Annotated in this window: 14 protein-coding genes; 6 read left to right on the forward strand and 8 right to left on the reverse strand. The window is 57.0% G+C overall.

The features are described 5' to 3' along the window. Window positions 1-15 precede the first annotated feature (15 nt). Window positions 16-519 (forward strand): RNA-binding S4 domain-containing protein, encoded by a 504-nt coding sequence (locus QP442_RS07925; RefSeq protein WP_219810916.1) that lies wholly within the window; start codon window positions 16-18, stop codon window positions 517-519. 76 nt (window positions 520-595) lie between these two features. On the opposite strand, the gene QP442_RS07930 is transcribed toward QP442_RS07925, so the two are convergent. The 4 genes from QP442_RS07930 to QP442_RS07945 form a co-directional block, all read right to left on the reverse strand. Further along, window positions 596-3319, reverse strand: coding sequence for an ABC transporter permease (locus QP442_RS07930; RefSeq protein WP_103632474.1), 2724 nt, complete (start codon window positions 3317-3319; stop codon window positions 596-598). Beyond that, entirely contained in the window at window positions 3316-4029 is a 714-nt protein-coding gene (locus QP442_RS07935; RefSeq protein ID WP_006680284.1) for an ABC transporter ATP-binding protein, read from the reverse strand. The genes QP442_RS07930 and QP442_RS07935 overlap by 4 nt, the downstream gene beginning before the upstream one ends. Next, window positions 4026-4622, reverse strand: coding sequence for a PadR family transcriptional regulator (locus QP442_RS07940; RefSeq protein WP_103632475.1), 597 nt, complete (start codon window positions 4620-4622; stop codon window positions 4026-4028). Before QP442_RS07940 ends, QP442_RS07935 begins: the two co-directional genes overlap by 4 nt. 123 nt (window positions 4623-4745) lie before the next feature. Beyond that, a complete protein-coding gene (locus QP442_RS07945) occupies window positions 4746-5402 on the reverse strand; it encodes a hypothetical protein (RefSeq protein ID WP_103632476.1) in 657 nt (218 codons plus the stop codon). Between the two features lie 205 nt (window positions 5403-5607). On the opposite strand from QP442_RS07945, the gene QP442_RS07950 reads away from it, so the two are divergent. Beyond that, the gene (locus QP442_RS07950) at window positions 5608-6453 is read left to right on the forward strand and encodes an aldo/keto reductase (protein WP_103632477.1); all 846 of its coding nucleotides are present in this window, start codon (window positions 5608-5610) and stop codon (window positions 6451-6453) included. 9 nt (window positions 6454-6462) lie between these two features. Here the strand turns inward: QP442_RS07950 and QP442_RS07955 are convergent, their stop codons facing one another. Beyond that, entirely contained in the window at window positions 6463-6585 is a 123-nt protein-coding gene (locus QP442_RS07955; protein ID WP_285069761.1) for a hypothetical protein, read from the reverse strand. A gap of 47 nt (window positions 6586-6632) precedes the next feature. Between QP442_RS07955 and QP442_RS07960 the strand changes: the two genes are divergently transcribed. Beyond that, window positions 6633-7043 carry an ACT domain-containing protein gene (locus QP442_RS07960; protein WP_103632490.1) on the forward strand — a complete coding sequence of 137 codons (411 nt, stop codon included), beginning with the start codon at window positions 6633-6635 and terminating at the stop codon, window positions 7041-7043. A 265-nt stretch (window positions 7044-7308) separates the two neighbouring features. Beyond that, complete coding sequence (locus QP442_RS07965; protein WP_285069763.1) at window positions 7309-8628, forward strand: DUF4921 family protein; 1320 nt, start codon at window positions 7309-7311, stop codon at window positions 8626-8628. Between the two features lie 3 nt (window positions 8629-8631). Here the strand turns inward: QP442_RS07965 and QP442_RS07970 are convergent, their stop codons facing one another. Then, window positions 8632-9810, reverse strand: coding sequence for a hypothetical protein (locus QP442_RS07970; RefSeq protein WP_006680291.1), 1179 nt, complete (start codon window positions 9808-9810; stop codon window positions 8632-8634). A gap of 152 nt (window positions 9811-9962) precedes the next feature. On the opposite strand from QP442_RS07970, the gene QP442_RS07975 reads away from it, so the two are divergent. Next, entirely contained in the window at window positions 9963-10220 is a 258-nt protein-coding gene (locus QP442_RS07975) for a DUF4235 domain-containing protein (RefSeq protein WP_006680292.1), read from the forward strand. A 93-nt stretch (window positions 10221-10313) separates the two neighbouring features. Here QP442_RS07975 and QP442_RS07980 read toward each other — a convergent pair whose 3' ends face one another. After that, the gene (locus QP442_RS07980; protein WP_040318326.1) at window positions 10314-10706 is read right to left on the reverse strand and encodes a sterol carrier family protein; all 393 of its coding nucleotides are present in this window, start codon (window positions 10704-10706) and stop codon (window positions 10314-10316) included. 160 nt (window positions 10707-10866) lie between these two features. Between QP442_RS07980 and QP442_RS07985 the strand changes: the two genes are divergently transcribed. Beyond that, window positions 10867-11871 carry a hypothetical protein gene (locus QP442_RS07985; protein WP_006680294.1) on the forward strand — a complete coding sequence of 335 codons (1005 nt, stop codon included), beginning with the start codon at window positions 10867-10869 and terminating at the stop codon, window positions 11869-11871. 32 nt (window positions 11872-11903) lie between these two features. Here QP442_RS07985 and QP442_RS07990 read toward each other — a convergent pair whose 3' ends face one another. Then, window positions 11904-12707, reverse strand: a complete 804-nt coding sequence (locus QP442_RS07990) for a CDP-alcohol phosphatidyltransferase family protein (RefSeq protein ID WP_006680295.1) — start codon at window positions 12705-12707, stop codon at window positions 11904-11906. Between the last annotated feature and the right edge of the window lie 255 nt (window positions 12708-12962).

Genomic DNA, 12962 nt, shown 5'->3' on the forward strand with positions numbered 1-12962 from the left:
GTCTACGATTGCCGTATGACTAGTACACCGGGCACCTCGGGCGAATCCCCGTCGACCTCTACCAGCGAGCAGAAGGCCGTCGAGATTCCCCGAGGCGCTTTGGCACCCGGAGACTCGGTTCGCGTCGATACGTGGCTCTGGGCTATCCGCAAGGTCAAGTCGCGGTCGCAAGCAACCTCTGCGGCTCGCGCCGGACATGTGAAAGTCAACGGTGACAGCGCAAAAGCCGCTCAAAAAGTGAAGGTGGGCGACGAGGTCCGCCTACGAGTCGACGGTTTCGACCAGATACTGACGGTAACGAAACTGCTGGTCAAACGCGTTGGTGCCCCTCAAGCGCGCGTCTGCTACGAGGACCTCACTCCCCCTCGTCCCAGATTGTTCATCCCGGTTGCTCAGCGTGAACGTGGAACTGGTCGCCCGTCGAAGAAAGAGCGCCGAGAGTTGGATCGCCTACGCGGGCGTGACTCTCATGAACATGCGCGTCTCGACCATCATCTTTCCGATTTCGATTGGGATTGACGAGGCGTCACTGGGGGGGATTACGCCGGGGCGCTGACTGTCCGGCTCAGTTCGAGCACCGCAGTCAGTAGGCGGCCTAGCTCACCGAAATCAGGGAGCCCGGCTTCTGCTGGCGCGAAGCAACAACGCCCGCAACGACAGTCGCCAAAATCGGAGAACCGAAGAACATCACGATCACCTGAAACCACGGGATCACAGGATGAAGGTTTGCAAGCTCAGGGAATACACCTGAACGAGCGATCGTCATGACCGTCAGCACCCCTGCAATCAAGCCGGACAGCACGGAAATAGGCAAGCAGACCAATGCGAGTCCCATGCCCTGGTAGGCGGTAACGCGCGAACGGAGAGTCCTAGACGCACCAATCGCTTCCAGCGTCTCGAAGTCGGGACGCATAGCGTTAGCCGAAAGAACGACAATCAAAGCGATCGTTCCGGTGGCGGAAAGCAATGCGATCAGCGTAGCGATGTAGGGCATGATGATGGTCGACAACGGAGGTTGAATGACCGTCACCGATGAACCGGGGGCGCTCGACTCAATTGCTGAAATAAATCCCGACATCGCCCAAACAGACACGGGCTTATCAACAATCAAAAGCTGTCCCAGTGGAAGGACGGGAACCTTCAACACTTCAGCAGCTTTGGGAGACAAGACGATCACGTTCAGCTTCGACCAGGTGATTGCTTGAATCTGGGCCTCGGACACCGTGGTGGGGTCAGGAACCGTGTTCAAGCCTTGCGTAGCTGCCTCAACCGTGTCGCTCATATCTAGAGCACGAAGTGTCGCTTGGCCCGATTCAGAAATGTACGAGCCCCTCGGCATAATCGCACCACCGGAGTTCAGGGTCGTTACGGCCTTCACCATCTCGTCGCCGGAAAGCAGGTTGGAGGCGGAGAGGAAAGTGCCATCGTCCACGATGTACGCCAAATCCAATTCCGCGAGCGAGGGAACATGGTCGTTCATTGACTCTGTGGATGCCTCGTTAGGGGAGATCGTTTCGATCACGATGGAGGGGCCACAATCAGTGGATTCCCATTTCAAACCTGACAGCGTGGTGGCGCTCGATACCGAGCGACGATCCGTCACAGCTGCAGCGGCAGAATCGTGAATCACTCGCGCCTGAGAAACCCTATCCGTGACATCGGCGTCCGACACGAAGACGCTTCCTTTCGGCCCCAGGTGCGCGTGTGCATTCCACGCGGCTTCGTTCGCGCTTGTCAGAGTGATCAGAAGCGCTGTGGCCAGCAGTGCGGTGGTCATCAACGAGGCCATTGCTGGAAGCGTCCGCTGGCCGTTCCTGACCGCGTCACGAACCGCAAGACGCAAACCCAGCGAAGGATGAAGTCGGCCACGCCAGTCATATGCAACAAAGTAAGGAGCGGTTCCGATAATTCCACTGATCAGCAGGGCTAGACCGAAAGCAAGAATCCCCAGAGCCCCCGCCATCGCTGCCCACATCAAAAGCGGGATAGCAAGGACAAGAAGAAGCGGGTAGAACGGGATCTTCCGAACAAGACGCGACGGCGCACGAGTATGCCCAGAGAACAGCGTGGTCACATCCGTGTCCGCAAGGTCACGAGCCGGCGCATAACAGGCGATCAGACACACCACAATCGGTGAAATGAAGGAGAAGACTAGAGCTTCCCAAGGAATCATCGACAGACTTAAACCTTGAATCTGGACGAAGGTACCAAGGACGATCCCCACCCCTGCAAGGGACAGGAATGCCGACAGGACACCCAGTACCAGTCCCAGCGACATCATCAGACGAATCAGGTGAAAACGTGTCGCGCCAACGGCAAGCATCGTAATCGCGCTGGGGATACCGTTCGTTTGAGCGACCGCGAATAGCGGTGAGACGAACAGGATCAGCTCGATGAAAACCAGAAGAACACCGATAACAATGATGAATGGAAGCCATGCCTGAGCCGATGAAAATTCCGTGGATTGCGGAGGCGGAGCGTTCTGAGGGGGATGTGCCAGAACAGCACGAGAGATAACAGCGAAGCCTGAATGATTGAGCAACTGCACGTCGTCCCACGTCACAGGGGATTCACTCAAGATGTAGTAGTGAGCAGAGGTTCCTTGAAGTTCACTCGGCGATCTCGATGCAAAAGTTCCAAGACCTACAACAATGCTTCGTTCCTGATCCGCCACTTGGTCAATCATGACCGTCGCAGTAATTGATGGCTTCATGCTCGTGCTTGATACTGAAACATGAATCGTGTCCCCCACGCCCACGTTCAGTTCTGTAGCAACGTCTAAAGCAAGAACAGCATGCCCATTTTCAAGCCTCGGAGTCTGTTCATCCTTCTCAGCAAAAATATCCAACGACGAAGTCTCTGTGGCTGTCGTAACTAATGCAGAGCGTAAACCGTCTTCAGTTGACACATTGACCGACGGGAAAGATAGCGTTGTGACCATCACAGCATCGCTGGGGAGCCACCGATTCAGTTGAAACTCATCGACAGACGATGAATCCACGGACGCAGAAGTCACATCACCCGCTGGTTCACCCAAATAATCCTGTTCGATCGGATTAAAGCTGACGCGTGTAATTCGCGCTTGAGTCGAATCATTCGGCCCTAAGTTCTGTATCGCCAAATAGCGTGATGATGACATCATCGACCAGAGAGTGATCGACGAAATAACCAGCACGATCGGTAGCGAAACGATCAGTAACGACGTCAGGGTACGCCATCGATCACGGATCGTTGCGCGCCTCGATATCCGCAATACAATCTTCCAAGTATTAGCACGTGCGCGAATTCCGTGGCTCAATCCGGATCCGCCTTCGCTCATAGAAGATCCTCAATCCGATCTGACGAAGAGGTATCAGTCATCTTCCCATCACGAAGGAAAACTGTACGGTCAGCCCACGCGGCAAAACGGGCCTCGTGAGTCGCCAGGATTCCTGCAGCGCCCGCATCAATCTGTTGACGCAAAGCAAGCATAATCTGTTCACCCGAGTGAGAATCGAGGGAACCGGTGGGCTCGTCAGCCATGATAATCGAGCGACGACCAACCAGAGCGCGGGCAATTGCAACCTGTTGTTGCTCACGACCATTCAGGCCATCCGGGAACTTTTCAGCAAGGTCAAGAGCTCCCACTTCCTCGAGGGCAAAAAGTGCAGCATCGCGTGCTTTCGAGGAAGAAAAACCATCCAGTTCAAGTGGCATTTCAACGTTTTCCACCGCAGTCAGGGTGGGAAGTAGATTTGAATCGCGGAACACGTATCCGATCGACTTACGGCGAACCATCGCACATTCCACAGACGACATATCTGCAAAGGACTCGCCGTGAATGTAAACCTTGCCCGACGTTGGGCGCTCTAGTCCTCCAGCGATGGCAAGCAGTGTGGATTTACCAGAGCCCGAAGGTCCCATGATGGCAAGAAGCTCGCCAGGCTCAACCTGTAGGTTGATCCCAGCGAGCACCTGAACCTTCGTATTGCCGGTACCGTATTCGTGAAAGATATCGACAAGAGCAACCGGATGGGAGTTCAAACTCATCGCACGCCGGCAGCAACGTTCTTCGAAGACTTCTGACGTTCCTGACGTTTGAAGCGAGCGAATGCTGCGCGACGAGCGACCTCGGAAACGGCGCCGGACTCAATGTGATCCAGCCAGTTCAGTTCCGCTTCGAGGTCGAAGATATGACGCTCAAGAATCAGCTTCCATGCGAGTTCTTCATCCGAGGCAAGCGACTTCAGACGCGTAACATCACGCAGTGCCCTCAGTGAGGAACGACGCTGGGTCTGAATGAGTGCCGTGACATCAACACTGGGGTCAGTTGCTGCGACGGCAAGCTTCATGACGAGCTCATCGCGTTCCGGGCTCTGACGCGAAACCGGGGTCTTCCACCAGTCGTTGAGGATCTCGCGACCCTTTTCGGTGACCTCGAAGACTTCAGAGTCACGCCCAGCGTTTGTTTCCTGGCGCGAAGAGACAGAACCATCGCGTTCAAGGCGTTGCATCGTCTGATAAGCCTGACCGATATTCAACGGCCAAGCTTCGCAAGTCTGATCCTCAAACATCTGCTTGAGGCGGTACACACCAGCAGGCCGCTGAGAGACGAGCGCGAGGAGCGCTTTGCGTACTGACATTGACGACTCCAGACTTTCCGACTACCTACGTCTATCCACTCTTACAAAGGACTAAGTTTATAACTGAGGAGTCTAGTTTAATCAACACTTCATTGCTTTTACGAAATGCAATTATTCATAGGTTCATGGTTCAACAGAAGCGAGGATCACACTCCAAGTCCCATACCTCTGTCGCAAAGTGGCAACAGAAGCAACATCGTCCCTGCCCGTCGCACGTTGTCGCTTCGACCATTTCCTGTACCCCTGAAGTGTCGGTTCGATCTGATTACGCTCACATTCGGCAATGAATTCGCGCAGAACAACGGCCATTGATTCGGAAGTAAACCTGCCAGATCCGCGGGCCCGGCCTCGCGAATTCGCGCGGAACCCAAGACGAGCGGTAGCCCGACTCCACGATCCTCCCCCAAGGCGAGCTGAAATTGTCTGCGACGACGGCGGCCAGAGCAACGCGCCTTTCGTGGACGCTAAATTCCAGCGCTTCAGCAGCGCATCGCGTTCACGATTGCACTGCGACACGGACAGTGGACGCAGTTCATGGCGCTCCATCGCCCATTTGGCAGCCTCGATCAGCAAGACCGCTTCATCCACTTGCTCATCGCTGAGCGGGACCTTGCGCGCGACGGGAGCCAAAAGATCACGAAGAGCCGAATCTTTCCCCGGGATCTCATCACCGAGGCTGGACCGCGAGTTCAATGCCAGCAGAAGCCAAAGACCAGCTTCAATCTGCTCTTCAGTAAATGCGGCGGTACGTTTGTGTACTTTCGGGGTTTCTTCAGCCATACCCCTCACTTTAAACAGGACGCACGCCACTGTGAACTGCCACCCACTGCCCCATTGAGATAGAGCGCCTACGACACGTAAAATACAGGCTTTTCAGGCACCTGAAATTCTATTGGAAGTAGTGACGCATACTCTTCACACTCGCGTGGCGACATCTACGTGGCAGAACGTGGGAAGATGAAAGTACCCGACGAAGCGAGGAACCATGCCCACCCCAACCATCCCAACGCTCACGCTGCCAACCGGAGCGCCTATTCCGCAGTTCGGTTTTGGCACGTACAAAGTGACTGAGGGCGTCTATGAAGCGGTGTCAAACGCGCTGGAGCTGGGGTATCGGCACATTGATACGGCTCAGATGTACGGCAATGAGCCAGAGGTCGGGCGCGCGATCGCAGATTCTAAGATCCCGCGCGAGGAACTGTTCATCACGTCGAAGTTGAACAACACAAACCATGAGCCTGACGTTGCGCGCGCAACTTTCGCTCAGACTTTGGAGGATCTGCGTACTGACTACGTGGATTTGTTCCTCATCCACTGGCCTTTACCCACGCTGTACGACGGAAATGTTGCCCTGCCGTGGAGTGCGCTGGAAGAGTTCTACGCTGATGGTCGCGCGCGTGCGATTGGCCTGTCGAACTACGAAATCGCGCATATCCAGGCGGTTCTCGACGTGGCGACGGTGGCTCCTCATGTCCTGCAGGTGGAGGCTCACCCCTTCCTCCCCAACAACGAGTTGCGCCAGTTCGCGCGCGATCACTCCATGGTGGTGGAAGCCTGGTCTCCGTTGGCACGAGGCCGCGCCCCCTTTGACGAAACCTTGGCCATGATTGGTGCGCGGATCGGGGTCAGCGCCGCTCAGGTAGCTCTGCGGTGGGCGTTGCAACGCGGAGACGTGATCTTCCCGAAGTCGGTGACACCATCGCGTCAGGCGCAGAACCTCGATGTCTTTTCCTTCACGTTGTCGGACGAGGACATGACAGCCATCGACGCCCTAGACGAGGGCGAGGCAGGGCGCACCGGTTCGAACCCGAATACGATGAATAGGCTCTGACTAGCACTTTTACCGGCTCTTCTTCTTCAGCCCCCACCGCGCTTGTTCACCGTCAGCACGGGCGATCGCGCGCACATAGAAGAGGGAAGCGAGCGCGAAACGGCCCATGAAACGCTCAAGGATGTCCAGCATAAGACGACGCCTTTTACTCACACGTGCTGAGCGATAGCATCTACGTCATGACTGAAACCCATGCTCTCGACCAAATTCTTGCCACGCTGGATCCGACAAACGCCGGCGAATACGTTTTCGCCATCGTTGACGAGGTCCCAGCAGGCACCCACCCCTTCGCCGTCATTCGTGATGAGGACAAGCTGACCGCTGTTCTTCCCGTTGACGAAGCCGAAGAGGCCGGTCTTCCGACCGAAAAGCGCTACGCTCACATCTTCCTCGGCCTGCAGGCTGACCTTGATTCGATCGGTATTACCGCGACAATCGCACAGATCCTATCGGCTCGTTCGATTGCAGCGAACCCGATCGCCTGCGCTCGTCACGACCATTTCTTCGTCCAGGCAGATCGTGCGCAGGAAGCTGCCGCTCTGATCGCTGATCTGGGTAAGAACGCTCGCGGATGGCTACCGAACGCCTGACGTTCACGTAGCATGTGCGCCATTTAATGTCGGCGAGAACCTTTCGAGGTTCTCGCCGATTGCGTTTTGCCAGCCGGCCCTACCCACCCATACAACCGCGCTTGTTCACCACCGGCCCCGCCCGTTCAGCGGCCCGACACCAGTACTTGCGCTGGTCAGACCCCATTGCGCGTGTTGGGCATGATCGCACCCCTGTCTGTATCGAATGCAAAGAATCGTTCACCGACTCTGGGAGAACGTGCATTTGGCAGGTAGAATTAACCTCATGGCAAAGGAGCTCTCTCGAACCGACCGTGCCATCGTGCGTTTAGCCGATGGCACGGTAAAGCAGCAGAACCTTCTCACCGGAACCGAGGTGTGGACCGTTCCTGGACGCGGTCACCGCCCGCTATCGGTTCCCCCGGCTCACCCAATGCCCATCGATCACGATCAGGATGGATGCCACTGCGCCTTCTGCGATCGGCGTTATCTTGAGACTCCGCCGGAAAAGTCCCGTTTGGTACGTGACCAGGCCGGAAACTGGAGTGAACTGACCGGACTTCCCGCTGACCAGCTTTCCACGACGACAGCTGAGTTCCGTCGCATCCCGAACCTGTTCGAGATCGTGTCCTACAACTACTGGCATCTGAACCACGGCCACGTTCCCAGCGAAGCTGAACACCGTCGCATGGCGGAATACTTGGCATCCTCCGAGGGCTACGACCATGTGATGCGCGTGGTGCACGCTCGCCTGTCGGCATCAGGTGTCAGCGATGGCGAAATCGACGCAATGTCGGATTCTGACAAGCTACAACAGGCGAATGGCTTCTTCTCCGGCGGTCACGACCTGATCGTTGCCCGACGCCACTACATCGATGGCGCGAAAGACACAACGCAGCTTGCTGCTTCAGGCACAATGACTCCCGAAGAGCACTTCCAGTACACGGCGTTCACAACGCGCACGATGGCGGACCTGTACACCCTTGACCCGAATGTTCGCTACGTCGCTGCATTTCAGAATTGGTTGAAGCCCGCGGGAGCCTCGTTCGACCACCTGCACAAGCAGTTGGTGGCAATCGACGACTTCTCGGTGCAGACGGAAGCCGAACTGAACCGCCTGCGCTCCCAGCCGGATATTTACGACGATATTCTGACCGTCGCCGCCACGCGCAAACTGCTGATTGCGCAGAACGACCATGCGATCGCGATGGCGGGCTTCGGACATCGTTTCCCAGGCGTCGCTATTTGGCCCCTGCATTCCCCGCGCAATCCGTGGGAAGCTTCCGAAGAGCAACTTCGTGCCGTTTCCGACCTGTTGCACGCGGTCCACGCTGCGACCGGTGCCGATGTTCCCTGCAACGAAGAGTGGTACCATCGTCCGCCCACGGTTCGCACGCCGATGCGGTGGAGGATCCTGCTCAAGTGGCGCATTTCGACGCTGGCAGGTTTCGAGGGTGGCACACGCATTTACCTCAACACGCTTGACCCGTGGCACGTGGTCGACCGCTTGGTCCCGCGCCTGGAGGAAATGCGTGGAGCAGGCGCGATCGCTCCGATGAAGATCGGCGCGGAATGTCGCGTGGACCCGCAGATGCTGGCTGACTGACGTTCAGCCCGCGAGCGCGCTACTCCACTGGTCGAGCGCCCACGTCGCGGCATTGGAGGACGGCTCGTTGACGGTGATGGCATCGTCTTGAGGGGTCATAAACCAGCTGGCCGGAGTGTTTTCGCCGGCGCTTTCTTCCAGCGGGTAGACGACTCCGTCCTGCGCTAGCGCGTGTTGCCCGTCCCAGCTCAAGAGCCACGCGGCTAGGGAGCGGACACCGTCAAGCTGGGTGGTCTGCGCGGTGGGCGCAATGTACAGGTATCGGGTGACACAGCTGCTTCCCATTGCGACGCCCTGGGATTCGATGCCGGTGTTCGACGTTGTGCGAGCAAGTTCGCGCATGGAGCCGACCATGTAGGGCAGTCGTTTCGCGGGTGCGACGACCGTTTGGGCTCCACTGAGTTCTGTGGCGTCTTTTTGTGCTTCAACTCCGCCCGTGAGCGAGGTTCCTGTCCATGTGGCTAAGGCGGCCTCGTCGTTTTCGATCATCACCGAAGCGGCTTTGAGCGCGCCCACCCACTGGCCGAATCCTTCGCCGTAGGAGGTGGCGACGCCGTCGATGAACGCTCGCCCGATGTCGGATGACACGGGGTCGGGGACAATCAGCGAGGCCGCATCACCGGGATTGCGTAGCGTTTCGAGTCCACTTGGGAGGGCATATCCGTTGACGCTCATCCAGGCTTTGTCGATGAGGACGCACACGTCGTTGCGCCCGTACGCCAACGCCGAGGCGGTTGCGGCTACTTCGGTGCCCGGGGTTGGCGTCAGAGAGAAGAGTGCGTCCGTCGCCAGTTGTGCTGAAGAATTCACGAGGCTCGGCCTGTCGATTCCGAGCACTGCATCGATGTGCTGGCCATCGAGAGCGAAGGCGGAATCAATCACCTGTTGCGCGACGTCGTAGCCGGTTGCTTGGTGGAACGCCTCAATAACTGAGTCGGGAAGTTTTTCTGCCTGAGTGACACCGATGGTGATAGTGCCTGTTCCTTTGGACGGTTCGGGGGCGCCAAGGGTGGAGGCGTTCTCGGACTGCTGGCCGGATGTGGAGTCGGACGAGTGTGGAGATGAGCCGATCGGTCGCGAGAACGGGTCGGTTCCTGAGCCGATGGACGAAGAGCATGCGCTCAGCGCCATGCACATCACGACAATTGCGACGGATGTGGGCATTACGCGACGCAGGTTCACTTTAAGCTCCTCGGATCTGGATCCCAACACCCCAAGTCTACGGCTCGCGTGTGGAATCGTGGCACTCGGGTGCACTCTTCACGTGTCGTGGGGCATGATTGAAGCAGGAATTTACCGCACGTGGTGTGTTGTCGACAGAATTGGAGTGTCCCATGGAGGATTTCGGCTGGAAGATTGCAAGCGCTGGAGCGATGGCTCTTTCTGCTCTTGCCGCAGGAAAGGTCACTGAGCTCGGCTGGAAGCTGGTGACGGGACACGATATTCCGCGTGAAGACGATGACGAGGCCGCGATGGTGTCGCTGGTTCTCTTCGCCGCTACGTCGGCGGCGATCGTAGCGGTTGCTCAGCGTTATGCTCTGCGAGGCGCCAAGAAGTGGTACGGTCCGCGCGCTCCTCAGATTGAGGACTGACAGCTCTTTTTCAGACGCTGAATCTGAGCGCTTCGGCGTGATCACTCGGGCGTGGCTCTGGACTTGATGTCCCCTTTGACTCAGCCGTGATTGCTACAGCGCGGAGTCGCGATCAGCTTTCAACCCCGGAATAACGGGGAAGAACGTGGTCAGGTCAGTGCGCTCACCGGTCGCCTGAACGCGCCCATCCCCTGTTGCTTCGTCCCAGGTAATGATGCCTGTGGCCAGTTGTAACCACACCTGCATAGTCGTTTCGACGACTGCGGGTGGCGTCCCACGACGATGCGTTGTACCCGTAATAATCTGAACCGCGCCCGCAGGTGGGACACGCACCTCGACCGAACGGCCGGGGTGTAAAACTGCGAGTTCCTCAAGAGTGAAACGCACCGCTGTTAAAAGAATGGCACGTTTCGTTTCATCCCGCTCACGCATCCACGTGCGCAGAGCATTCATGCCCTGATCGGTTGGAATCTTCCGGTTAGCCATAGTGCAATCGTAGTCGCCCGGCATTTTCGGGGCTGAATGCGGGTAGACCCCTATATCTTTATTCGCTACTCTCAGACAGGCTAGACACGTAAAGTCGCTCATAGAGTGCCCATCGATGATGCGGGGCTAAAGCTTCGCTCCTCATTTATTAAGGAGATGCATGAACCAGGCAGGCTCTGTTGAGCGCCCAAGCGACGCTGAAAAGCCAGCAGGCACTATGCCTCCATGCGCCTCGTACACTCCTTCAGCTGTCGATAGACTCTTCATCCCCGCAAGTGTCGCCGATATTCCCGAGGCCTCGCGCTACTGCTGGGATGCCGACGTTCTGCTGGAACTGTCAGGCGCTGATCGTATTGGTGAAATCAGCGCACGTCGTACGCAGTTCTTCGATGACCTTGGCGATTTAGCCGATGAGGTAACAGACTCGTTCTTTTCCCTTGACTCCTGGGGACATGCGTTCGGTCACCGACTGCGTGAAGCTGTCGAACGGCGTCAGACGTTGTGGCTGGGAATCTTGCCCGCGCACCTGTTAGAGAAGCTCCGTACTTTTGCTGGCGACCCCGCGCTTGTTCGAGTTGCGGGCGTTCCGTTGGACGACGGATCTTTGCCGGTTGCTATCAACCCGATTGCTCTGATCAATCAGTGGAAGACGTCTGAGGTCACTCGCCGGTATCTGCAGCGTGTTCTTACGGGCGCGGATTCTCTCCGCGCGACGAGAACCGCCATCCATGCCTTGCGGGAGGCTGGCGTGGCTTTCCGTGACCGCTCATTCGCTATTCGAATGATGGTCAATCCGACGTTCTTGGCGTACCTGGTTGTGTTCGTCTACTCGTCACTGCGGGCACTACCGGTTGCTTTTGTTCCGGGGTTCCACGGGAAAGTCTGGGTTCTCTGGTCGATCGACATGATCACCGCTATTCCCTACACATGGGGCGTTCTGGCGATGGTTGCTGGTCGCACGTTCTTTAAACGCGTCATGGGGTTGATTGTCACTATCGTGACCTTCGTGTCCCCCTACGTGTATTTCTGGATGCACGGGCGTCACTATCCACCAATGGTGATCGTGTTCGTCGCCGCGATGATTATTGGCGCCATCGCGTTAGAAGGATTCCGCTGGTGGCGCGACCGCGTCGTGAAACGCACGCTTGTGAATTCGGTGAGTTAAAGCGTCACTCGGCTGATCTCACTGCCCTGAAGTCACTTCGCAGAAACGGCGGGCCCCTGATAGGTGCGCACGAACCCGGTGAAGAGGAACCACGCGGATGAAATCCAGAAGATGATGTTCGCCCACATCGGGATAGTGGGGAAGACTGCGACCATGAAACAGGTGACGGCAATCCAGATGACTGTGACGATGATGTTCGAGGTGCGGTTCTTCTCTACTCGCATCGGATGCGTGAAATAGAGGGGAACCAAGGTCAATACCGCCAGCATCAGCGTTGTCACGACGTTCATCCACGCCGGCGACTGGGTAATGTACATCGTCACGGCAACGATGTTCCAGGCTGCGGGGAAGCCGACGAAGTAGTTGTCGCTCGACTTTTCCCCATCGTTGGCGTAGCAGAACACCGAGGACACGGTTGCGACGATCGCCATCAGCATCGCAACCCACTTCGGACCAAACGGCAGGTAAAGGTACATGAATACTGCCGGCAGGAACGTCCACGTGATGTAGTCGATGATGTTATCCAGAACCGACCCGTCGAACCACGGGATCACTTGGCGTACGCAGGCTTTACGTGCACACGTGCCATCCACGCCGTCGACGATCATGGAGATGCCCAGCCATAGCCACATCAGTTTGATCTGACCTTCAACAAGCGCGACGGCCGCGAGGCAGGCAAAGACAAGGCCCGACATGGTCAGACCATGAACTGCCCAAGCTGCGATAACTCGTTTAATACCAGCGGGTCCACATTCGCCTGTTGTGGGAGTTGGGGCAGGTAATGAAGAATCATTGTGATCGGAATTCTCCGCCGTATTCGTCATACCAGTGGTCACGTCATGCTCCAGTCAGTCGTTTTTGGGATGAACTGGAACCAGTTTCACCCTTCACGTCGACAAAGTGTAGCGATCACGCCGGTGTTCAGGGAAGAATCAGGGCTACCCCCAAAACGAATCATAAGCAAGGCGAGACTCTCGTCTCTTTTCTCATTCATTCCTCGCGATGCTCACTGTCGGTGTTAGTCCGGGCACCATCGCATTAACGGTATACCAATACAACACAGACCCGGGGTGGGTGCGGTTTGTGCACCC

Origin of the sequence: Pauljensenia sp. UMB1177, assembly GCF_030217965.1 — a bacterium.
Lineage (GTDB): Bacteria > Actinomycetota > Actinomycetes > Actinomycetales > Actinomycetaceae > Pauljensenia > Pauljensenia turicensis_A.